15 protein-coding genes are annotated in these 22,800 nt (G+C 67.6%); 9 read left to right on the top strand and 6 right to left on the bottom strand.

What is annotated here, in order from left to right; all coding sequences use genetic code 11:
* Positions 1–5: 5 nt before the first annotated feature.
* Positions 6–830: an NADPH-dependent 7-cyano-7-deazaguanine reductase QueF gene (gene queF / locus IB259_RS10185; protein ID WP_119449988.1), complete on the bottom strand. Its 825-nt coding sequence runs from the start codon at positions 828–830 to the stop codon at positions 6–8.
* 324 nt (positions 831–1,154) lie between these two features.
* On the opposite strand from queF, the gene aceA reads away from it, so the two are divergent.
* Complete coding sequence (gene aceA / locus IB259_RS10180; protein ID WP_042794353.1) at positions 1,155–2,474, top strand: isocitrate lyase; 1,320 nt, start codon at positions 1,155–1,157, stop codon at positions 2,472–2,474.
* Positions 2,475–2,547: 73 nt separating this feature from the next.
* On the opposite strand, the gene IB259_RS10175 is transcribed toward aceA, so the two are convergent.
* The 5 genes from IB259_RS10175 to IB259_RS10155 form a co-directional block, all read right to left on the bottom strand.
* Positions 2,548–7,197 carry a hypothetical protein gene (locus IB259_RS10175; RefSeq protein WP_192328744.1) on the bottom strand — a complete coding sequence of 1,550 codons (4,650 nt, stop codon included), beginning with the start codon at positions 7,195–7,197 and terminating at the stop codon, positions 2,548–2,550.
* 9 nt (positions 7,198–7,206) lie between these two features.
* Positions 7,207–11,379: a hypothetical protein gene (locus tag IB259_RS10170; RefSeq protein WP_192328741.1), complete on the bottom strand. Its 4,173-nt coding sequence runs from the start codon at positions 11,377–11,379 to the stop codon at positions 7,207–7,209.
* Positions 11,380–11,755: 376 nt separating this feature from the next.
* A complete protein-coding gene (gene bioD / locus IB259_RS10165; RefSeq protein WP_192328738.1) occupies positions 11,756–13,192 on the bottom strand; it encodes a dethiobiotin synthase in 1,437 nt (478 codons plus the stop codon).
* Positions 13,189–13,845 (bottom strand): alpha/beta fold hydrolase, encoded by a 657-nt coding sequence (locus IB259_RS10160; protein ID WP_225596792.1) that lies wholly within the window; start codon positions 13,843–13,845, stop codon positions 13,189–13,191. The genes bioD and IB259_RS10160 overlap by 4 nt, the downstream gene beginning before the upstream one ends.
* 26 nt (positions 13,846–13,871) lie before the next feature.
* Positions 13,872–15,059 carry an aminotransferase class I/II-fold pyridoxal phosphate-dependent enzyme gene (locus tag IB259_RS10155; RefSeq protein WP_054452865.1) on the bottom strand — a complete coding sequence of 396 codons (1,188 nt, stop codon included), beginning with the start codon at positions 15,057–15,059 and terminating at the stop codon, positions 13,872–13,874.
* A 146-nt stretch (positions 15,060–15,205) separates the two neighbouring features.
* Here IB259_RS10155 and IB259_RS10150 point away from each other — a divergent pair, with 146 nt between their 5' ends.
* From IB259_RS10150 to ccoG, 8 genes are all read left to right on the top strand, one after another.
* The gene (locus IB259_RS10150) at positions 15,206–16,474 is read left to right on the top strand and encodes an adenosylmethionine--8-amino-7-oxononanoate transaminase (protein ID WP_192328735.1); all 1,269 of its coding nucleotides are present in this window, start codon (positions 15,206–15,208) and stop codon (positions 16,472–16,474) included.
* Between the two features lie 98 nt (positions 16,475–16,572).
* Positions 16,573–17,547, top strand: coding sequence for a hypothetical protein (locus IB259_RS10145; protein WP_119449982.1), 975 nt, complete (start codon positions 16,573–16,575; stop codon positions 17,545–17,547).
* Positions 17,544–17,705, top strand: coding sequence for a cbb3-type cytochrome oxidase assembly protein CcoS (ccoS, locus tag IB259_RS10140; RefSeq protein WP_042794347.1), 162 nt, complete (start codon positions 17,544–17,546; stop codon positions 17,703–17,705). Before IB259_RS10145 ends, ccoS begins: the two co-directional genes overlap by 4 nt.
* A gap of 149 nt (positions 17,706–17,854) precedes the next feature.
* Positions 17,855–19,342 carry a cytochrome-c oxidase, cbb3-type subunit I gene (gene ccoN / locus IB259_RS10135; RefSeq protein ID WP_054452861.1) on the top strand — a complete coding sequence of 496 codons (1,488 nt, stop codon included), beginning with the start codon at positions 17,855–17,857 and terminating at the stop codon, positions 19,340–19,342.
* Positions 19,343–19,352: 10 nt separating this feature from the next.
* The gene (ccoO, locus tag IB259_RS10130) at positions 19,353–20,087 is read left to right on the top strand and encodes a cytochrome-c oxidase, cbb3-type subunit II (RefSeq protein ID WP_054453668.1); all 735 of its coding nucleotides are present in this window, start codon (positions 19,353–19,355) and stop codon (positions 20,085–20,087) included.
* A gap of 2 nt (positions 20,088–20,089) precedes the next feature.
* On the top strand, positions 20,090–20,266 hold the full coding sequence (locus IB259_RS10125; protein ID WP_054452859.1) for a cytochrome oxidase: 177 nt from the start codon (positions 20,090–20,092) through the stop codon (positions 20,264–20,266).
* Positions 20,263–21,213, top strand: coding sequence for a cytochrome-c oxidase, cbb3-type subunit III (gene ccoP / locus IB259_RS10120; RefSeq protein ID WP_054452857.1), 951 nt, complete (start codon positions 20,263–20,265; stop codon positions 21,211–21,213). Before IB259_RS10125 ends, ccoP begins: the two co-directional genes overlap by 4 nt.
* Positions 21,214–21,289: 76 nt before the next feature.
* Positions 21,290–22,780 (top strand): cytochrome c oxidase accessory protein CcoG, encoded by a 1,491-nt coding sequence (gene ccoG, locus IB259_RS10115; protein WP_054452855.1) that lies wholly within the window; start codon positions 21,290–21,292, stop codon positions 22,778–22,780.
* Positions 22,781–22,800: the final 20 nt, after the last annotated feature.

The following is a 22,800-nucleotide window of genomic DNA, read 5'->3' as shown; positions in this document are numbered from 1 at the left end:
GGCGCCTACTGGCGGACGGTACGCACGTCCGCCGGCGGCCCGGCTTCGAAATTGCTGCGCCAGGGGTTGATGTCCAGCCCGCCGCGGCGCGTATAGCGCGCGTAGACCGTCAGTTGCTCCGGCCGGCAGGCCTGCATGATGTCGCTGAAGATGCGTTCCACGCAATGCTCGTGGAATTCCGCGTGCTGGCGGAACGAGATCACATAGCGCAGCAGCGACTCGCGGTCTATGGGCGCGCCACGGTAGCGGACCTGCACGCTGGCCCAGTCGGGCTGGCCCGTGACGGGGCAGTTCGATTTCAACAGGCGCGACGCCAGCGTTTCCTCGACCACGTCGCCCGCGCGGGTGCGCAGCACTTCGGGGGCGGGCTCGTAGGTATCGATTTCGATATCCAGCTTGTCTATATAGACGCCATCCATTTCGCCCATCTGCAATTCGGAGAAGCGCTGCGGCAGGAAGAAATCCAGCCCCACCGGCGCGCCGGCGGCGGCGCTCAGGTCGCGCTCCAGGCGGCCGCGCAGGGCGGCCGAATTGACCAGGCGGGTCTGGTTGAACGAGTTCAGATAGAGCTTGAAGGACTTGGACTCGATGATGTTGGGGCTGTCGGCCGGCACCGAGAAGGTGGCCATGGCCACGCGCGGCTTGCCCTTGGCGTCCAGCCAGGACAGCTCATAGGCATTCCACAGGTCCACGCCGGTAAAGGGCAGCTTGCCGGCTTCCAGGTTCAGCGCCGCGCGATTGTGCGAACGCGCGATGGGGAAGAGCAGGGAGGGGTCGTATTGCGAGGCGTAGGCCACGCTCTGGCCCAGCGGGCCGTGGGACAGCGTCATAGCGGAGTCATCGGAAACTTGAAGAATGAACGCATTGTAGGCGGTCGTAAAAAAGGCCGATTTTCCACATTGTGAAATGTAACCTTCGTCATGTGAAAGCCACTGCTGCGCAGCAGCGGGAGCCCATTTCACAGATGATAATTGCGTTCCGCAATACGAAATCAAGTTTGTAATTTATTGATTTATAAGAATAATATTTTTCGTCTTCTATAAGACATCAGTCCACATTGCTCCGCAGCAGAGGCATAGACTTTGTCCAACGATTCACGCAACGCAGGACGCGAATCTTTTGAAGTCTTCCCATCACTGACCAGGAGCATCAACATGAGCAACCGCGAAACCGAAATCCGCAATCTGCAGAAGGACTGGGCTGAAAACGCCCGTTGGCAAGGCATCAAGCGCGACTACAGCGCCGAGGACGTCATCCGCCTGCGCGGCTCCATCGGCGTGGAACACACGCTGGCGCGCCGCGGCGCCACCCGTCTGTGGGAATTGCTGCATAGCGAGCCTTTCGTGAATTCGCTGGGCGCCCTGACCGGCAACCAGGCCATGCAGCAGGTCAAGGCCGGCTTGAAGGCGATCTACCTGTCCGGCTGGCAAGTTGCCGGCGACGCCAACCTGGCCGGCGAGATGTATCCCGACCAGTCGCTGTACCCCGCCAATTCGGTGCCGCAAGTGGTCCGCCGCATCAACAATTCGCTGACCCGCTGCGACCAGATCCAGTGGATGGAAGGCAAGAACCCGGGCGACGAAGGCTACATCGATTTCTTCGCCCCGATCGTGGCGGACGCCGAAGCCGGCTTCGGCGGCGTGCTGAATGCGTTCGAACTGATGAAGGCGATGATCGAGGCCGGTGCTTCGGGCGTGCACTTCGAAGACCAGCTGGCTTCAGTCAAGAAGTGCGGTCACATGGGCGGCAAGGTGCTGGTCCCGACCCGCGAGGCCGTCGCCAAGCTGGTGTCGGCGCGCCTGGCGGCCGACACGATGGGCACGCCCACCGTGCTGCTGGCCCGCACCGACGCTGACGCGGCCGACCTGGTGACCAGCGACGTCGACGAGAACGACCGTCCCTTCATCACCGGCGAGCGCACCGTCGAAGGCTTCTTCCGCACCAAGGCCGGCATCGACCAGGCCATCTCGCGCGGCCTGGCCTATGCGCCGTACGCCGACCTGATCTGGTGCGAAACGTCCACGCCCAACCTGGAATACGCCCGCAAGTTCGCCGAGGCCATCCATCGCCAGTTCCCGGGCAAGCTGCTGGCCTACAACTGCTCGCCCTCGTTCAACTGGAAGAAGAACCTGGACGACGGCACCATCGCCAAGTTCCAGCGCGAGCTGGGCGCCATGGGCTACAAGTTCCAGTTCATCACGCTGGCCGGCTTCCACGCGCTGAACTACGGCATGTTCGAACTGGCCCACGGCTACGCCCGCCGCCAGATGAGCGCCTTCGTCGAACTGCAGCAGAAGGAATTCGCTGCCGCTGAAATGGGCTTCACCGCCGTGAAGCACCAGCGCGAGGTCGGCACCGGCTACTTCGACGCCGTGACGCAGACCATCGAAGGCGGCCAGTCCTCGACCACCGCGCTGACCGGTTCGACGGAGGAAGCGCAGTTCGAACACGGCAAGGAACAGAAGGCCGCGTAAGCATCGCAGGAGAGTTATGCAGTTGTAGTTGCTGTTGTAGGGTGGATTCGGGTGCCTTCGGGCACCCTTTTTTTTAGAGCCCGAAGAACGCCGAATACACCAGCCTTTCCTCCACCACGCGACGCTGCTGGATGGCGCCGGCGCGCCGTTCGGGCACGGCGTTGTCGGTGTAATAGCGTTCATACTCGCGCACCGCGATGCGCGCGGGCTTGCCGCCGCGGTCGGGCAGCGTGACGCTGGCGGACCAGATGACCGGGTCCAGCAGTTCGCCCAGCAGAGGCCCCTCCAGTACCGGCGGAAAACGCACCACCGGGCCGACCGCCACGTTGCCCAGGCGCGATAGATCGGCCAGCGTCGCGGGCGTGGCGGTTTCCAGGATGGGCAGTTCGCGCATGCGGTCTATCAGTATGGGGCCAGGTATCGGGCCGGGCGGCTGGGGCGCCGGCCCGGACGGGTCCAGCAGGCCCGACGCCAGCACGGCGGCGTCGCTCCAGGCCAGGTCGCTGTCCAGCGCCGGGTCGCGCGTCTGCAGCACCAGCTCTACGCGGTTGCGGCCGCTTTCGGCGGTCTGGCCTATGCCAGGGATGAAGGAGATGTTCAGGTACTCGGAGTCCAGCGGGAACTTCATGGGTCCATGCTTGGGCGCCACGCCGCGCAGGCTGAACGCCAGCCGGCCGCGTTTGACCTCGAACACCGCGCGGCGGCGCGGCAGCACCTGGGAGAACTCGGCCTGCACCACCCGCGACAGCTTGGCCGAACCGATGGCGTTGGGCTGATAGCGCGCCAGCGCCAGGCGCACGAAGGGCATGTAGGTCCGGCCGGGATCGAGCTCGATGTCGCAATACCAGCGCGCGCGTTCCTCGCTCCAGCGCACGCGGTGTCCGACCACGTGGACCAGCTGGGCCGGGATTTCCTGCAGATAGACCTGCTCGTCGGTGACGCGCGCCGAGAAGTCCGACACGCGCGCCTTGTGCTTGGGCGGGGGCGTCTCCCAGAGCGGATCCATGCCCCATTGCGTCACCAACGGCGTCAGCGGGTTGGTGATGTCGGTGAAGTTCTGGCCGTCGCCCGCGATCACCACGCCCAGCAGCTCGCCGTCGCCGGAGGAGAACCAGGGCCGCTCCAGCCAGACCCGCAGGCCGTTGCCGAGTCGCGTCACGTCCAGCTTGCCGTTGCTCGCCGTTTCCTCCCAGCGGAAGGTCGGCACGACGTAGGTCAGGACGGGGGCGTCCGGCGGCGCGCTGGCGCGCACGATGGTGTTCTGCGCCGTGCCGTCGCGCCTGAGCACCGGAGCGCCCGGGTCATCGTCCGCGCCTGTTTCCACCAGCGGGCCGTCGGCAACGGGCCCCAGCCGCGTGACCTTGTCCGTCTGCGCGTACAGCGAGGGCGGCAGGTATTCGCGGAACCGCGTGGCCGCGCGCAGGCGGTAGCGGATGAGGCGAAAGCGGGTGTCGCCGAATTCATGGCGGTCGCCGCGCGCGCGCAGCTTGCCGTCCGCGTTCAGTTGTTCCTTCACCGCATTGCTCAGGGTGAAGAGGTTTGCGTAGTTCTCGGACAAGGGAACCTCCGCCAGCACGCCATGGCCGGCCTGGCGTTCCGGACGCGGCTTCTGCAGGTCATCCACCCATTCGTGCCAGTCGGCCTCGATCTCGACCTTGCCGGTGGTGGGGCCGTGCAACCGCACGCGGGCATACAGGTTTGCATGGGCATCGCCAGGTCCGCGCTGCGGTTCCTCGGCCATCAGCAGCAGGGGCTCGCAGATCGGCTGCTGGGTCGCATGGACCAGCACCAGCGAGCGGTACGGCGTGACCATCCAGCAGCCGCCCAGCACGGACGACAGGCGCAGCGTCGCGCGCTCGCCTTCGTTGCTCGCCCAGGCGGGGATGCCGAAGGTGTTGGCCAGGCCGGGATTCACAAAACTGGAATAGCGCAAGCGGGCAATGCGCCCTTTGGGCAGGTAGAAGGTCAGGACCCGCTTGGCCTCGTCCCAGCTTGGGAGTCCGTCGTCGAGGAAATCCTCCGAGCAGGGCGGGTCGGCCAGGGTGGCGCGGCGCTCTTCCAGCACGATGCGCAAGCCCAGCGTGTCCGGCCATTTGGACGCATGCGCCACCAGCAGCACAAGTTCTTGCGCGGGCGTTAGCGCGATCACCGCGCTGGGTCCCAGCACCTTCGGTCCCGTGACGCCAGGCAAGGCATGGCCGGGCTGGGCGCGCAGCGCGATGCCGCCCGCAGCGGGGTCCGGCAAATAGGGCGTGAGCACCTGGGCTTCGCGGTGGATGACATATTGCCCGGCGGCCAGGCGCTCGCCGGTGGGGTGCTCGGGCGAGGGCTCTTTCGGCGGCACCTGTGCGGTGGTGGCGACCTGGTCCAACGCCTGCGGCGTCACGAGTTCTATGTCCGTGCCTGGCCCCTGGTCGTAGAGCGTGCCCGCGTCGCGGGCTGCGATTTCATAGGCCTGCTTGATGTTGGCGGGGTTGCCCATCATGCCGTCGAACAGGCCATGTGTTTCGCATTGCAGCTGCGAGGCCTTGGGCGGCACCACGTGGCGTTCATTGATGGCGGTATACGCGTAGTCCTTGGATGCGTCCTCCTGGCGTGCAGCCTTGAAATCGGGACTGTCGAGGTAGGCCGCCGGGTCCATGCCGGTATTGCTGCGGATCACCATGCGTTCCAGCGACTCGCCTTCGCTCAGGCGGGCGCGCTGCACCAGCGCGGGCGGATCCACCGGTTCGAAGCGCCAGTAGACGACCGGCTGGGTGGCGTTGTCGTCGCGCTCAAGCGATGGATCGTCATGCGCCAGGCTGTTGCCGGCCAGGTCCACCAGGCGCGCGCGGAAGCGGTAGGGCATGCCGAAGCGCAGGCGCGGCAGGCTGCCCTTGGCCGCCGCGAAGCTGACCGCCAGGCCGTTGCCTTTTTCCGTGGCCGTGTCCTGCACGTCTTCCGGCGTTTCGCCCTGCACGCCGCTGTCCGGATCCACGCGGTCGCGCAGGGTGCGTCCCGGACGCGGCGCCACCAGGCTCCAGCCAGTCCAGCGGAACAGGGATTCATGCAGGTATTGGTCGTCCGGATTCTCTCCGCCGCTGGTGGAGGCGCCTTTCACATAGCCCTCGTCATCAGGAAATTGCAGCGGCGCGCCGCCGTCCGTGCAGCGGTAGGTGCCGGCGCGCTGGCACAACGAGCGCCATTTCGGGGAATCGCCTGGAGCCTGCGCTTGCGCATCCACGCGATAGCCGCGCAGCAGATCCTCGGCATAGAGCACGATGCTGCCCGGCGCGCCCGACAGGGCGGCATTCTTCAGGGCCGCGGCCGCCGCGTTCTGCGCCACTTCCCAGGCGCGGCCGCGCCGCGCCACGCCCAGGCCGCCCGAGCGCAGCGCGGCCACGCCCTGTTTGTCGCCGGTGGTGTAGGTCACCGCGCCGTCGGCGCCCAGCGCCAGGCTCCTGGCGATCAGATTTTGTGCGCTGAGCACGAAGTCCACAGTCTTGAGCGCCGCGCCGTCGGCGTCGACCTGGTAGACGTCGAACGGCGTGCGGGGTTCGTACAGGTTCCAGCTGTCGTCGGCGCGGCGCAGCTTCAGCATGCCGCGCTCATGGTCGGCGGGGTTTCGCGGACGCGTGGTGAAGCGTTCCGCGTCGCCCGTCCAGGCGGTGGCGGGACAGGCGTCATCGCCGGCGTCGTGCCCGTCCTCCCAGCGCAGGGTCAGGAAGAAATAGCCCTGCGCGGCGGGCGCCGCCGCCAACTGCTGTTCCAAGGCCGAGCCCGCCGGGACCAGGCAATCAATGACCAGTCCGAGCTGGCGCAGCAGCGCCGGGTAATCGCCGTAGGACGCCACGATGGCGTGGAAATCCATTTCCGGCTGGACGGGCGGCGCGGGTACGTTCTCGCCGTCCGGCCGCCGGATGCTGCGTTGTTGCGCCGTGGGCGGATCGCGGCGATAGAAGCGGTTGGCCTGGAACAGGGTGTACTCGGCCTGCGAGTTCCATAGCTTCATCAGGTTCTGGTCGGGGCCGGCGAGCCCGCCGTCGTTCCAGCGGGTGGGCAGGGCGCGCAGCGGAAAGCTCACCCCGGGCTGGGGATTGCCTTCGGCGTTCACGCCCGGCGCGGCGGCGTGGCCTTCGTAGACGCTGTGCGGGCCGTAGACCTGCGAGCGCAGCACGCGCTCGGCGCCGTCGCCGCCGTCGTCGAAGAAGCGGTCGAAGCCAGGCAGCGGCATTTCGACGCGCCGGTCGCCCAGCGAGATGAAGGTCGTGCGCGTGCCGCAGTCGCCCAGCATGTCCTTCAGGCCCGGATGCGCGTCGCGCCAGGGCAGCAGGGTGGGCGGCGTGCCGGTGGCCTGCACCGCCAGCCTGCCGTAGTGCTTGCGCGCCAGGCCCAGCACACCCGCCACCGAATACGAGAACAGGTTGACCTTGCTCATGTCGCGGAACACGAAGCCGGCGACCGGCGTGGTCTTGGGCAGCAGCCGTTCCCAGAGCGCCGCGTCGGCCTGCGCCTGCGGCTCCAGTTCGATCTCCGCCGCGCCGGTGTTCAGCGCAAAGCGCACGCGCTCCAGCGTGCGCGGCCAGTTGACCCAGTCGGCGAACGCGTGCAACTGCTGCTCGTTGACGGCCTGCGGCGTCAGGCGCGGCGAGGCCACGATGGAGATGCGCAGCCGGCCGGCGTCGGGGCCGGCGGGCACGCGGCCGTTGGGGATCGCGGTCCAGACTATCGTTTGCTTGGCCATGGACGTTCCTCAGGCAAAGGCTTCGGCGTATTCGCGCCAGGCGTACTCGCTGCTGTCGTCGATCTGCGCCAGCTCCTGCGCCAGCGGCAGGTCGGGATGCGGCCCCATCAGGTCGCGGAAGCCGGGGTCGCCATTGGACCCGGCGAACTTGCGTTCGCATGACAGCGACACGCTCATCGAGAACATGAAGACTTCGATCTCGACGGTGATGGTGGCGCGCCCCGCGCATTTGCCGCTTTCGAACTCGTAGCGCAGTTCCAGGTAGATCTCGATGGAAATGCTGACGATGCCGAGCACGCTGACGCAGCCGCCCATGCGGAAGTAGCCGGCCAGCGAGCAGGCGTTCTTTTCCATGCGGAAGTAGATGCCGGCCATGACGTGCACGCCGCCGGAGGCCACGCCCAGATTCACCGACACGCTGGCGCCGAACTCGAAGGCCGCTTCCATCAGCTGGATGCCGCTGGGATCCAGGGTGATACCGAAAAACCCGCCGCCGCCGAACATGCATACCGACAGGTTGAAAGGCTGTTCGCGCGTGCAGAAATTGAAGCGCACGGACAGGGGCTGGCCGATGAAGGGCACGGTGAAGCCCGCGCCCAGACTGAGGTTGGACAGATTGAAGACGCCGATGGCGACGGCCGGCAGCGCCAGGTCGAAGCCGGCGTCCACGCCCTTGGCCGAGATATCCAGATAAGGCGGATCGGAGAATCCGTCCAGCGGGATCAGGTCGCGCAGCGTTTCGACGAAGGACAGCGGGCCCACGAACTTGATGTCTGTCAGCAGCACGTCCACGTCCATCTTCGCGGCCGTGTCGATGCGGAACTCGATCTTCTCGAAGTTCAGCTCCATGAAGCTGGCAGGCGCGATCAGGACCAGGTCGAAGTCCTTCAGCGAGCAGACCACCGACATCTTGGGCGCGCTCTGCCCGTTCTTGCGCACACGCGCTTCCACCGCCACGCGAAAGCCATGCGTATCGTTGACGCGGAACAGCGGCGGGTCGCCAGGCTTGATCGACCAGCTCTTGATCACCGGATTCCAGTCGAAGCGGAGGGTGAGCTCATCGCCGGTCAGCAGTTCCAGCAGCTCCGCGCTGGCCAGCACCGCATCGACCGCCAGCTTGACCGCCTGCAGCGCTGTCTGCGCGATCTGGCGCGGCGCGCCTTCCAGCAGGCGTGCGCCGCCTATGGTGCCGGACAGCGGATCGACCGCGGCCGTGATGGCCTGCAGACGCGGCCTGAGCGTCGCGGCGTCGGCGAACAGGTCGTCCAGCTGGTCGGGGTGGCCCACAACCGCGTCGAGCGCGTCATACAGCGCCTTGCCCTGCACCAGCAGCGCCGGCACGACGCCGACGCTGTCCAGGAGCGTCTGGGCGGTGTTGGCGGCCTGGCGCAGCGATTGCCGCAGGCCATCAGGCAAGTGCGCGCCGTTCACCTGCGCGTCCGCCGCGGTGCTCAACGCCCGCGCGGCATCGCGCGCGGCGGTGAGCACGGCGGGCAATCCCGGCAGCGCGGGCGCGGCGTCGAAGGACAGTCCGGCCAGCAGCGCGACCTGCGCGCGCACGGCGTCCAGCGCGGCGATCAGATCGTTGACGCGGGCCTTTGCGTCCTGCACCAGGTTCTGCGCGTAGGCCTGCGCCTGGCCGAGCAGATCCTGCAAGGTGTCTTTCAACACCTGCAACGCGGCCTCGGCGATGCGGCCTGGTTGCTGCGCCAGGTCCGCCACCAGGGCGTAGAGCCGGCCCATTTCGTTGACCAGGCTTTCCAGCTGGGAGCAGGCTTCCGATACGAAGCGCGGCACCCGCTCCGGCGTGCCGGCGGCGTTGGACACCGCTTCAATCACGTCGCCCAGCGGTATGCAGCCGAACAGCAGCGGAAAGGGCAGGTCCGAGGACATGACCTTGGGGAAGATGTCCGGGCCGCTCATCTTGCCGGCGACGAAGTCCGAGACCTTGCCGCTGACCGGACCCGCCATGCGCGACAGCGCCGTGGGGCGCAGATTCGGCTGGACGAAGCCGCCCGCGCGGTCGCCCTGTGCGGAGAAGTTCAGCACCGCGTCGCCGCGATAGCCGGGCTCGGCGTCTATGTTGCCGAAGACCTGGCCGACGTTGCCGGAATCGAATCCGAACCGCAGGTAATGGTCGTTCCAGCTCAGCACGCTGTTGCTGTCGCTGCCGGTCAGTTCAGCCAGCGCGGCGATGCGGATCTCGGCGCGCTTGATGCCGGGATAGAACAGCGGGCCGTTCAAGGAGTCGCTGTAGGCGCGCAGCTGGGTATTGCCCGGATCGACCAAACCGTCGAACTCGATCGTCTCCGCTTGCGCGGTGGTATCGCCGGGCTTGAGCGGGGAGGCGAACGTGACGCGCTGCTGCTTGAACTGCGCGGTGCGGCGGCCGGATTCGGCATCGCGCCAGGCCTTGCGCGTCTGCTTCGCGAAAATCTCCGCGTTCACGTAGTCTGGCGTCAGCCATTGGCCGCTGAGCTTGCGCGGGCAGGCATGGCCGCCGTCCATGAAGATCATGGGCAGGTCGAACTGCACGATGCGGCCATCGATGTCGGTGGCCGAACAGGCGAAGCGGAAGGGGGTTCCGCCTATGCACGGCCAGAACAGCAATTGTCCCAGGCCATCGATGTTGCTGGCCTGGGAGGTAGGGGCATCCAAACTTGGCGTGACGGTGGTCAGGATGCGCACGCTGGAGAATGGCATCTGCCGATGCAGGAAGATCATGTTCCCCGAGTCGTCCCGCGCCTGCAGCTGCGGATCGGCATACACGCGTTCGCGCTGGCGCACGATGATGAACAGGCGTTGGCGCAGGTAGGCCGGGTTACCCGCCCTGGCCGTATGGAACTTGCGTTCGCTGACCTTCACCAGCGAAGCGCGGTGGCCGAAGGGGAACAGCAGGCCCTTGTAGACCACGCGGACGTAGTGGTCGCGGCCCATGGCGCCGCGATGCGTCCATTCTTCCAGCGACAGCCCGGGCGCGTCCCAGTTGCCGCGCGAGTCCAGCCAGGCGCCCAGCGCGGACAGCATCAGCAGCTTGGCGTCCACCGGCTGCGGCGTGTAGTTGGCGACGGAAAAATTCGACGACAGATGCGCGATCTGGAACCGGTCGAAATCGTCCATCGGCATGCGGAAGGGCGAGGTGTTCGGTTGCGGCAGATAGGTCGTCGCCGGCACGGGAAATGCTGCCTGCATGGGCTTGGTCGTGCCTTCGCCGCCCAGCGCCCAGATGGCGCGCAGGGTCGGCTTGGGATCGTCCGCCTGCGGCGCCGTTGCGCTGTTCTGCGGCTGCGCGGCCAGCAGCTGGGTATGCCAGAGCTCGGTGTGCTGCGTGGCGGCGGAAGTCGCTGGCGCCTTGGCGTGGCGCCAGCGTTCGTCCGCATGCGGGCTGAGGATCAGCCGCCACGGCAGTTCTATCGCCGTCTGCTGCGTGGCGGGCAGCGCGGGCTTGGGGCCGCGCCTGAGGATTTCGATCAGGGCGCTGGTGCGCTGAACCTCACGAACCGGCGCGCCGCCGCCCAGGCGCAATGCGCGCAGGCCTGGCGCGCCGCCGGCCTGCCGCAGCAACAGCGCACCGGGCGCGTTCTGCTGCGTGGCGATGCGTGCGTTGCGCAGCGCGAAGCTCGATAGCGCCGCGCGTTGCACCGGCGAGAGCTTGTCGATGCGGGTGTCGAACAGATCGCGCAGGTTCAGGCGCGGCGCGCTGGGCCCGGGCGGGCGCGCATTGGCGGCCACGGTCAACGGCAGCGACTCGATCGCGGCCAGCACGCCTTCCAGCGTGTAGGGCACGTCGAAGCCGTCGGGAACGTCAAAGGCCAGCCGCGATTCGCCGGCGATGCGCGCGCGCACCGGCGGACCGGTGGGATCTTCCACGCCGCCTGGTTCCGGCTTGCCCGGCGTAGGACGGGGCGGCGGCTGGTTGGCGGTGTCGGGAGGCGGACGTTCGAAGAACGTCTCTTCGCTGATCGACTGCGGCGGGAAGTGAACGATGAGCGTGGCGGCCCCGTCGCCAGCCTTTTTCAGGCGAGGAGGTTGGCCCGGCGTGACCGTCAGGTTGCGCAGCTCCAGCCGCAAGGCCAGCAGATCGGCCGGGCGCAGCACGGCATGGCCGGGGCGGGTGCCGTCGAAGAAATTACGGTTGGGATTGGGGGCCAAAACAGGAATGTTCAGCCTTCTGGTGACCATGCCAGTTCTCCTGCAAATAAGGAAACCCAGGAACGAAATCCTGCACGTCCAGCTACCTGCGAATCGAACTGCCAATGTGGCGAAAATTATCGTTGTGTTGCGTTAGTAGTCAACAACGCACGAGCATGCGGCCGCTGTCGCCGCGGCCGCGCCGGCTTGAGAATCCGGATGTGGCTGAAAGATGTAGGAGAGGCGTGCTTACGCCGGGGAAGTTCATGCTTTGCATGAGACTTTTGCCGCCATCCTCAGCCACGCGAAGTGCTGCGGCGGAACCTGTCCGCGTGGGGGACGGGTGGCCGTCAGCGGAATTTATTTTGTACGAATGCGTAACGGCTATGGCCCCGGAAATCACGCCATCCGCGGCCGCGCCAGGATCTCAACTGGCGACCGCGGGCGCACCGCCCAGCGCCTGCAGGCATTCCGCCAGCGGAGGAATGGCGCTGGCCAGGGCCTGGACGGTTTGCGCGTCGACCTTGGCCAAGGGCGGAATCTCGGCCAGCACGCGGACGTCGCCAAAGCGCTCGATGGCTTCCTTGTTGCCCGCCGAAAGCGGTCCGCTCATGATCACGCCCAGAACCGGAATGCCGCGGCGCTTGAGGGCCTCCAGGCTGAGCAGGGTGTGGTTGATGGTGCCCAGTCCGCTGCGGGCGGCCAGCACCACCGGCATATCCAGCCTGGCGATCAGGTCGATCATCATGTGGGTGTCGTCGATCGGCACGTAGAGGCCGCCCGCGCCTTCCACGATCAGCGGCGCCTGCGTGGCCGGCGGGACGATGCTGGTGGCGTCGACGATGGTGTCTTCCAGCGTGGCCGCGGCCCAGGGCGACAGCGGCGCCTGCAGCACGTAGGCGGGCAGGTGCAGGCGTTCGGGCGGCAGCCCGGCCAGTTGCGCCACGGTCTCGGTGTCGCCGGGTTCTTCCGCCACGCCCGTCTGCACGGGCTTCCAGTAGTCGGCGTTCCAGGCGCGCGCCAGGATCGCGGACACCAGGGTCTTGCCGATGCCGGTATCAGTGCCGGTCACGAAAACGCCGGCGGGGGACTGGTTCGATTTTTTCCACATACCGTAGGCCAGGTGATAGGTCACCCCGGCTCCTTGTTCGTCAAACGCCGCCAGCACCCGCCGCAGTTGCGCCGCGCCCAGCGGCGCGCGTCCTGGAGCGGGCGTGGTGGCGCCTATGCCTTTCAGGGCGCGCAGGAAATGCAGCCCGTCAGGATGATTTTGTATCAGCCGTTCGCTGCGCACGCCACCCGCCAGATTGCCCCTGTCCGGATGGATGGAGGCGGCGGCCGGGTAACGCGGCGTGGCGGCGGCAAGCCCTGCCACAGCATGGGCGGCCTGCCATTCCTGGAATGTGCCGTCCGCCAGCGTCGCCACGGCCAGGCAGCCGCCCGGGGCGAGCAGCGCGGCCAGCCGGCCCAGCCCGGCATTCAGGTCGGAAAACCATTGCACCGCCAGGCTGGAGCAGATCAGGTCGTAGCCGCCTTCGAGCCCCGCGGGGTGCTCGCCGTCCAGCAATTGATAGCGGGCCTGGCCTGGCAATGCGGGGCCGCGCTGCGCGGCCGCGAGCATGCCGGCAGCGATGTCGGTGACGGTCCAGTCGGCGGGACCGATGCGGCGCGCCAGCGCCTGGGTCAGCAGGCCGGTGCCGCAGCCGATCTCCAGGATGCGCGGGCGGGATGGCAGGGGCAGCAGCGCGATATCGCCGGCCAGCCGTTCGGCTGCCAGCCGCTGGACGGACGCGTGGTTTTCATAGGCGGGGGCGGCGGCGCCAAAGCGCGCGCCGATGCCAGCGTTGCGGGGGGCTTGCGTCATGCGGCGTGCACCAGTCCGGCAAAGAAGGCGCGGATCCGCTCCGCGCACCAGGGCGCATCCGACACCGGCAGCAGGTGGCCGCCGCCAGTCCGCTCATGGATCTCCATGTCGGCCTTGCCGGCAAAAACTGCCTGCGTCATGGCCGGGGGCACGATGGGATCGTCGGCGCCAGCCAGGACCAACAGCGGCACGGGCAGCGCCGCCAGGGCCTCGCGCCGGTCCTCGTCGCGCAGGGCTTGCAGGTCGCGCGCCAGCGGCGCCAGCTGCGGCTCGCTGAAATCGGTCGCGTCGCCGCAGCGCTGGCGGAAGTCGCCCAGCACCGCCGCGGGGTCGGAGGACAGGCGCCTGGACATGCGATCCAGCACGCGCGGCGCCACGCCGGCCTCGAAGCCGGGGCCGGCGGAAAAGCGGGCGAAGCCGTTGATCGACACCAGGCCGAGGCAGTCTTGCGGCAGTTCGCGCAACAGGCGCAACACGCCCAGCGAATGGCCGATGGCGATCACCGGGCCGGCCATGGCAGGCCCCTGCGCCAGCCCGAAGTAGCCCGCGTCGAAGACGGCTTGCGGCCAGTCTGCGAGTTCGGCGCGCAGCGGCGTCCAGACGGAGGCGTCGAAGGCCCAGCCGTGTACGAACAGCAGGGTGGGGCGGGGCATGCCGGCTTGCATGGGAACGGCGGCCGTCACGCCAGCGCGGCGGCGAAACCGTCGATCAGCCGCGCCACGTCCACGTCGCGGTGCGCGGCGCTCAGCGTGACGCGCAGGCGGCTGGTGCCGGCGGGGACGGTGGGCGGGCGGATCGCCACGGCCAGCAAGCCGCGCTGTTCCAGTCCCGAGGCCAGCGCCAGCGCGCGGGCTTCGTCACCCACGATGGCCGGCACGATCTGGGTGGAGGATGCCCCCGTGTCCAGCCCCATGCCGCGCAGCGCGGCGCGCAGGTTGTCGCCCGCGGCCGCCAGGCGGGCGCGTTCGGCGTCCAGCGTGGGCACCAGGTCCAGTGCCGCGTCCATGGCGCCCAGCACCGCGGGCGGCAGCGCCGTCGTGTAGATGAAGCCCGAGCAGGCGTTGACCAGGTAGTCGCACAGCGCGCGCGAACCGGCGACGTAGGCGCCGAATCCGCCCAGCGCCTTGCTGAACGTGCCCATGGCCAGGTCGATGCGGCCGGGCGCCAGCCCTGCCAGCCCCATGCCGCGGGGGCCCAGGACGCCGGTGGCGTGCGCTTCGTCCAGGTAGACGAAGGCGCGGTAGCGGTCGGCCAGGGTTGCCAGCCGTTCCACGTCGGTCCGGTCGCCGTCCATGCTGAACACGCTTTCGGTGACGATGAATCGCGATACGGGCTGGCCGGCCGCGCTGTCCGCCCTGGCGGCCAGCAGGCTTTCCAGATGGTCCAGGTCGTTGTGCCGGAAGCGGATCTGCTTCACGCCCGCCGCCTGGCAGCCATGGTGCAGGCTGGCGTGGTTGAGCTTGTCGGCATACAGCTCGACCTCGCCCTGGCTGGCGGCCGCGCGCAGCAGGGCGGGCAGCACGGCGGCGTTGGCCTGCCAGCCCGAGGCCAGCAGCAGCGCGGCTTCGGTGCCTTTCAGCCGGGCCAGCTTGGCTTCCACCTGTTCGTGCAGGTCCAGGTTGCCGGTCACCAGGCGCGACGCCTGGGCGCCCGCGCCGTGGCGGGCTGCCCATTCGCGCGACCGCTCGACCAGCAGCGGATGCCGCGACAGGCCGAGGTAATCGTTGCTGGAGAAGTTCAGGACCGGCTCGCCCTCGAGGACGAGGCGTCCCGGGGCGGCGGCGGAGGCCGTGCGCAGGCGGCGGCGCACGCGGCGCGCTTCCGCGCGCGCCAGCTCGGAGGAGAAAAGCGGATCCAGCTTGGACATCTATATTTCCGGCAGCGGCCGGGCAGGGGGGAGGCCGCGCCAGGCCGTAGAATGCGGGCCATTGTAGTGGAGGCGGACGCTGCCCCCGTTCCGGCCGGATGCGCCGGGCGGACCCGGGTCGCGCCGCCGGTATCGAGAGGTGAATCATGCACACGCCCGACTGGGTGGCCCAGGGCCAGCCCCATATCTGGCTACCCTATGCCCAAATGAAGACGGCCACGCCGCCGCTGCCCGTGGTGCGCAGCCATGGCAGCCGGCTTGAGCTGGCCGACGGCCGCAGGCTGATCGACGGCGTCGCGTCCTGGTGGACGGCCTGCCACGGCTACAACCATCCGCACATCGCCCAGGCGGTGCGCGCGCAGCTGGACGCCATGCCGCACGTCATGTTCGGCGGACTGACCCATGAACCCGCATTGACCCTGGCCCGCCGCCTGGCCGGCATGCTGGGGCCGGGACTGGACCGCGTCTTCTATACCGATTCCGGCTCGGTGGCGGTGGAAGTCGCCATGAAGATGGCGCTGCAGTTCTGGCTCAACCAGGGTGAACGCGGCCGCAGCCGTTTCCTGGCGTTCCGCGGCGGCTATCACGGCGACACCTTCGGCACCATGGCGGTGTGCGATCCGGACGAGGGCATGCACAGCCTGTACCGCGGCATGCTGGCCGAACACGACATCGTCGACCTGCCGCGCGGCGAAGCGGAGCTGGTTGCGCTGGAGGCCCACCTGGAATCCCATGGATCGCGGCTGGCCGGCATCCTGGTCGAGCCACTGGTTCAGGGCGCGGGCGGCATGCTGCTGCACGACCCGGAAGTACTGCGCCGTCTGCGCCGTTTGGCCGACCGGCACGGCCTGCTGCTGATCTTCGACGAGATCTTCACCGGCTTCGGCCGCACTGGCACCATGTTCGCCTTCGAGCAGGCCGGCATCCGGCCGGACATCGTGACCTTGTCCAAGGCGCTGACCGGAGGCACCCTGCCGCTGGCCGCCACGGTGGCCAGCAGCCGGGTATTCGAGGCGTTCTGGTCCGACGATCCTTCGCACGCGCTGATGCACGGCCCCACCTTCATGGGCAATGCGCTGGCCTGCGCCGCAGCCAACGCCTCGCTGGATCTCTTTGAGACCGAACCGCGGCTGGCCCAGGCGCAAGCGATCTCCGCGAGCCTGACGGCCGGCCTGGAACCGTGCCGCGAGCTGCCCTGGGTGCGCGACGTGCGCGTGCTGGGCGCGATCGGCGTGGTGGAACTGGACGGCATCGCCGACCGCGAGGGCCTGAAGCGGCGCCTGGTCGAAGCCGGCGTGTGGGTGCGGCCGTTCGGCAATGTGGTCTACCTGACGCCGGCGTTGACGATCGCCGACGGCGAACTCGCCAGCCTGATGCGGGCGGTAGTGGACGTGCTGCGCCGCCAGCGTCCCTGAGCCGGATCGCGCCCGGTCGGCGTTGCCGAGGCAAACCCGCCAGATCCGCCTTGATCCAGATCAAGGCGGCTTTGTAACGCGCTGAGTAACATCGGCGCATGCGAGCAAAATCGATCTTCGCCGTCCCGGCCGGCCTGTCCGACGCCGACCGCCAGCAGCGCCGTCATGCGCTCGTGCGCCTGTCGCTGGCGTGGCTGGCGATGATGCAGGTGATGATGTTCGCCTGGCCCGGCTACCTGCGGCATGAAAGCATGCCCGCCGATGCGCTGGAAACGCTGGACTGGGCCATCGTGCTGATGAACTGGGCCAGCTTTGCGCTGACCGTGCCGGTCGTGGTGTATTCGGCCTGGCCGATCTGGCGCCACGCCGGCGACAACCTGCGCCATGGCCGCGCCGGCATGGATGTGCCGGTGGCCCTGGGCATCGTCGCCGCCTTCATTCCCAGCGTCCACGCCACCTACACGGGGCGCGGCGAGGTCTACTTCGATTCGGTCACGATGTTCGTGGCCTTCCTGTTGACCGCGCGCTACCTGGAGCTGTGCGCCCGCCAGTCCTTCGGCGGCGCGGCAGGCGGCTTGCGCCACGAGCGCGTGGAGGCGCAGCGCCTGGAACTGGGCGCGCGCGCCGACCGGCTGGCCTCGCGCTTCGTCATGGTCCAGGTCGCGCTGGCGCTGGCCGCCGCGGCCGCCTGGGCCTACATCGATCCGGCGCACAGTATCCCGGTGATGGTGGCGCTCCTGGTGATGAGCTGTCCCTGCGCCATGTCGATGGCGGTGCCCACCGCCATGGCCTCCGCCCATTCGGCGCTGGCGGCCCATCCCAACATGTCCGATGCGGCGCTGGACGAACTGCTGGGCGAGGCGCGCCGCCGCGCTCGCCAGAACCTGAACGGATCGGTGGTCTGGCACCTGCTGATGACCCCGCTGGCGTTGGTCGGCTGGGTCACGCCATGGCTGGCCGCGATCACCATGCTGGTGTCCTCGCTGGCGGTCGCCTACAACTCGTGGCGCCTGTGCCGCCGCGACTGGGCTGGCGCGCCCGCGCCCGCCGCCGCGCTGGAAGCGGCGCAATGACCATCCTCTATCTGCTCCTGCCCCTGTCCCTGCTGTTCGTGCTGGCCATCGGGGTGTCGTTGTGGTGGGCCGTGTTCAACGGCCAGTATGACGACACCGATGACGCCGGCCGCGCCATCCTGCTCGATGACGACAGCGGCCCCGCCAGCCGCGGCTGAGCGGCGCGCTTGATTTCGCGCCTGGACCCGTTGCGCCGGCGCCGCGTTCCCCACCGTGTAACCAGATGCTTGATCCAGATCAACGCTGCCTTGTTTGACTAGTCCCATCATTGCAGCCTGGAGCTATCTGTAACTTTAGGGGAAGGGCGATGAACGATTGCGCCGCAATCGCAAGCAAGGCCGATACCTTCAACTACAAGATCGTGAGGCAATTCGCGCTCATGACGGTAGTGTGGGGCATCGTCGGCATGGCTGTGGGCGTTTTTCTCGCTGCGCAGCTTATCTGGCCGCAGCTGAACTTTGACACCGCATGGCTGAGCTACGGCCGCCTGCGCCCGCTGCACACCAACGCGGTGATCTTCGCCTTCGGCGGCAGCGCGTTGTTTACGACGTCGTACTACGTGGTCCAGCGCACCTGTCAGGCGCGCCTGTTCTGCGGCCCGTTGGCCGCCTTCACGTTCTGGGGCTGGCAGATCGTCATCGTCGCCGCCGCCATCACCTTGCCCATGGGCTTCACCAGCAGCAAGGAATACGCCGAACTCGAATGGCCCATCGACATCCTGATCACCCTGGTCTGGGTGGCCTACGCCATCGTGTTCTTCGGCACCATCATCAAGCGCCGTTCCAAGCACATCTACGTGGCCAACTGGTTCTTCGGCTCGTACATCCTGACCATCGCCATCCTGCACATCTTCAACAACATTGAAATGCCGGTGTCGATGTGGAAGTCCTATTCCGCCTACTCGGGCGTGCAGGACGCCATGGTGCAGTGGTGGTACGGCCATAACGCCGTGGGCTTCTTCCTGACCACCAGCTTCCTGGGCATGATGTATTACTTCGTGCCCAAGCAGGCCGGCCGTCCCATCTATTCCTACCGCCTGTCCATCGTCCACTTCTGGGCGCTGGCCTTCACCTACATGTGGGCGGGCCCGCACCACCTGCTGTACACCTCGCTGCCCGACTGGACCCAGTCGCTGGGCATGACCTTCTCGCTGATCCTGCTGGCGCCGTCCTGGGGCGGCATGATCAACGGCATCATGACCCTGCAGGGCGCCTGGTACAAGCTGCGCACCGATCCGATCCTGAAGTTCATGGTGACGGCGCTGTCGTTCTACGGCATGTCGACCTTCGAAGGCTCGATGATGTCGATCCGCACGGTCAACGCGCTGTCGCACTACACGGACTGGACCATCGGCCACGTGCACTCCGGCGCGCTGGGCTGGGTCGCCATGATCTCCTTCGGTTCGCTCTACTACCTGATCCCGCGCCTGTACGGCCGCGAGAAGATGTACAGCGTCAAGGCCATCGAACTGCATTTCTGGATCGCGACCATCGGCGTGGTGCTGTACATCGCCGCCATGTGGATCGCCGGCGTGCAGCAGGGCCTGATGTGGCGCGACACCGCCAGCGACGGCACGCTGGTCTACAGCTTCGTGGAAGAGCTGAAGACGCGCGTCCCGTACTACCTGATCCGTTTGCTGGGCGGCACCTTGTTCCTGTCGGGTGTGTTCGTCATGGCCTGGAACGTGTGGATGACGGTGCGCGGGGCGCAGCCGGTCAACCCCGCCATTCCGCAAGACGATCCCCATGCCGCACGCCAGCCGGTTCCCGCGACCGCTGTGCCGGCCACTGTTTGACGAGGACATCATGGCCAACAATAAATCTGGTTTCTTTTCGCACCAGACGCTCGAGAAGAACATCGGCTGGATGATCATCGCCAGCATCCTGGTGGTGTCCTTCGCGGGCCTGGTCCAGATCGTGCCGCTGTTCTTCCAGCACAGCACGACCCAGCCCATCGCGGGCGTGGAACCCTACAGCCCGCTGCGCCTGATGGGCCGCGACGTCTACATCCGCGAAGGCTGCGTCGGCTGCCATTCGCAGCAGGTGCGGGTGCTGGCGGCCGAAGTGCAGCGCTACGGTTCGTACTCGCTGGCCTCGGAATCGGTCTTTGACCATCCCTTCCTGTGGGGCTCCAAGCGCACCGGTCCCGACCTGGCGCGCGTGGGCGAACGTTATTCCGACGATTGGCACCGCATCCACCTGCGCGACCCGCGCAAGGTGGTGCCGGAGTCCAACATGCCCGCCTATCCCTGGCTGGAAAAGACCGTCATCACTGGCGAGAACGTGAGCGACCGCATGCGCGCCCTGCGCAAGCTGGGCGTGCCCTACACGGACGAGGAGATCGCCGAGGCGCCCAAGGCCATCGAAGGCAAGACCGAGGAAGACGCGCTGGTCGCCTACCTGCAAGGGCTGGGCGTGGGCGTGCGCAAGGCGAAGCAGGCCGAGCAGGCCAAGAAGGCGGAAGAGGCCAAGAAGGCCGCCGCACAACCTGCGGCGCAACCCGCCACCCAAGCCGCCGCGCCCGCGGCCGCGGGAGGCTGACCATGCTGGGCTATCTGAGCGCCGTCGTCACCGCCATTTCGATGGCAACTTTCTTCGGCATCGTCTGGTGGGCCTGCTCGCGCGGCCGCCAGAGCGCCAACCGCGAATCGGCCATGCTGCCGTTCGCACTGCCCGATGAGTTCGGGCAGGGACAACAAGATGGAGCGAATCGGTCATGAGCGATTTCGTTAGCGGCTTCTGGGGGTATTTCATCTCGATCGTCGCCGTGGGCGGCGTGGTCTGGTGCGTGTGGCTGCTGTACACGCAGCGCCGCTGGCTCAGCACCAAGCCGGCCAACGGCAAGGTCGAGGACACGGGCCACGTCTGGGACGGCGACCTGACCGAGCTGAACAACCCGGTGCCGGGCTGGTGGACCTGGATGTACCTGCTGGCCTGCGCCTTCGCGCTGGGCTATCTGTTCTTCATGCCGGGCCTGGGTGAGTACAAGGGCCAGCTGGGCTACAGCAGCACCGAGGAAGTGGCCAGGCAGCAGGCCAAGATGGCCGAAGCCGTGCGTCCGATCTACGCGCGCTTCGAGACCATGGACATTCCGCAGATCGCCCAGGATCCAGGCGCTCGCGAAATCGGCCAGCGCCTGTTCCTGAACACCTGCGCGCAATGCCATGGCTCGGACGCCAAGGGCGGCCCCAGCTTTCCCAACCTGGCCGACGGCGACTGGCTGCACGGCGGCTCGCCTGAAGCCATCATGCAGACCATCACTCAGGGCCGCGTGGGCGTGATGCCGCCCTGGAAGGCCGCGATCGACGCCAAGACGGCTGCCGATATCGCCCAGTACGTGCGCTCGCTGTCGGGCCTGACCGCGGATCCGGTCCGCGTGTTCCGCGGCAAGCGCGAGTTCGCCAATTACTGCGTGGCCTGTCACGGCGTCGACGGCAAGGGCAACCAGGCGCTGGGCGCGCCCAACCTGACGGACGACGTCTGGCTCTACGGCAGCTCTGAAGCGACCATCGTCAAGACCATCCTGGATGGCCGCGACAATCGCATGCCGGCGCATGGCGACATCCTGACGCCGGAGCAGATCAAGATCCTGACGGCCTGGGTCTGGGGCTTGTCGAACAAGCCCGAAGCGACGGCCAGCGCCGCGCCGGGCACGGCAACGAAGTAAAGGCTTTACAGCGCGTTTTTGGGGGCCGCGCCTGGCGTGGCCCCCATATCACTGGACATACAGCAGGGAGCAGGAAATGGAAGATGGGTCAGCCGCAAGGGTCGGCACTACGCCTGACGGTGACCCGCCGCCCTGGCGGCCGCATGTGAGGCCGCCGCGTCCGGGGACGGAAACCCTGGAGCAGACGCTGGCGGGCGTGCGCAGCAAGATCTACCCGCGGTCCGTCAGCGGCATCTTCGCGCGCTGGCGCATCGCGTTCGTCTTTCTGACCCAGCTGATTTTCTACGGCCTGCCATGGCTGCAATGGAACGGCCGCCAGGCCGTGCTGTTCGACCTGGGCGCGCGCAAGTTCTATCTCTTCGGCCTGGTGCTGTGGCCGCAGGACGTGGTCTACCTGGCGGTGCTGCTGGTGATTTCGGCGCTGGCGCTGTTCCTGTTCACAGCGGTGGCGGGGCGGCTGTTCTGCGGCTACGCCTGTCCGCAGACCGTGTACACCGAGATCTTCATGTGGATCGAGCGCAAGGTCGAAGGCGACCGCGTCGCGCGCATCCGCCTGGACGAATCGCCCTGGACCTGGCGCAAGGTGCGCCTGAAACTCACCAAGCATTTCCTGTGGATCGCGCTGGCCTGGTGGACGGGCTCCACCTTCATCGGCTATTTCGCACCCATCCGCGAACTGGGCCATGAGCTGTTCGCGCTGCAACTCGGCCCCTGGCAGTGGTTCTGGATGCTGTTCTACGGCTTCGCCACCTGGGGCAACGCCGGCTTCATGCGCGAATCCGTGTGCAAGTACATGTGCCCGTACGCGCGCTTCCAGAGCGTGATGGTGGACCCCGACACCTTCGTGGTCACCTACGACAAGCGCCGCGGCGATCCGCGCGGCGGCCGCTCGCGCAAGGTGGACCACAAGGCCGCCGGGCTGGGAGACTGCGTCGATTGCAGCCTGTGCGTGCAGGTCTGTCCGACCGGCATCGACATACGCGACGGCCTGCAATACATGTGCATAGGCTGCGGCGCCTGTATCGACGCCTGCGAACAGGTCATGGACAAGATGCAGTACGAGCCCGGCCTGATCCGCTATACCTCGGAACGCGCCATGTTGGACGGGCTGTCCGCCAAGAGCGCCCGCTCCCATCTGCTGCGTCCGCGCGTGCTGATCTACGGCACGCTGATCCTGGCGCTGGCCATCGCTTTCGTGGCGTCGCTGGCCATGCGCAACCCCTTGCGGGTGGACGTGATCCGCGACCGCGGCGCGCTGGGGCGCGAAGTGGCCGGCGGCATGATCGAAAACGTGTACCGCCTGCAGATCATCAATACTTCCGACCAGCCGATGCGCCTGCAGCTCTCGGTCGAGGGCATGCCCGGCCTGAAGGTGATGATGGGACAGCAGGGCTCGGACACGGTCGACGTCGAGGCGGCTGCCAACAAGCTGGTGCCCATGGTGATCCGCGCGCCGGCTGGCGCCGAGCCGGGCGCCCATGCCATCACGCTGCGCGCGCGCGGCCAGGACGGCGAGAGCCGTCCGGTCGAGACCGACGAGCCCGCCAGCTTCTACGTACCCGATTGAATACTGAAAAGGACAAGCCC

Origin of the sequence: Achromobacter sp. ACM04 (genome assembly GCF_014851465.1) — a bacterium.
GTDB classification, from domain to species: domain Bacteria; phylum Pseudomonadota; class Gammaproteobacteria; order Burkholderiales; family Burkholderiaceae_B; genus Achromobacter; species Achromobacter aegrifaciens.
This window is presented reverse-complemented; position numbering and strand designations above follow the sequence as displayed.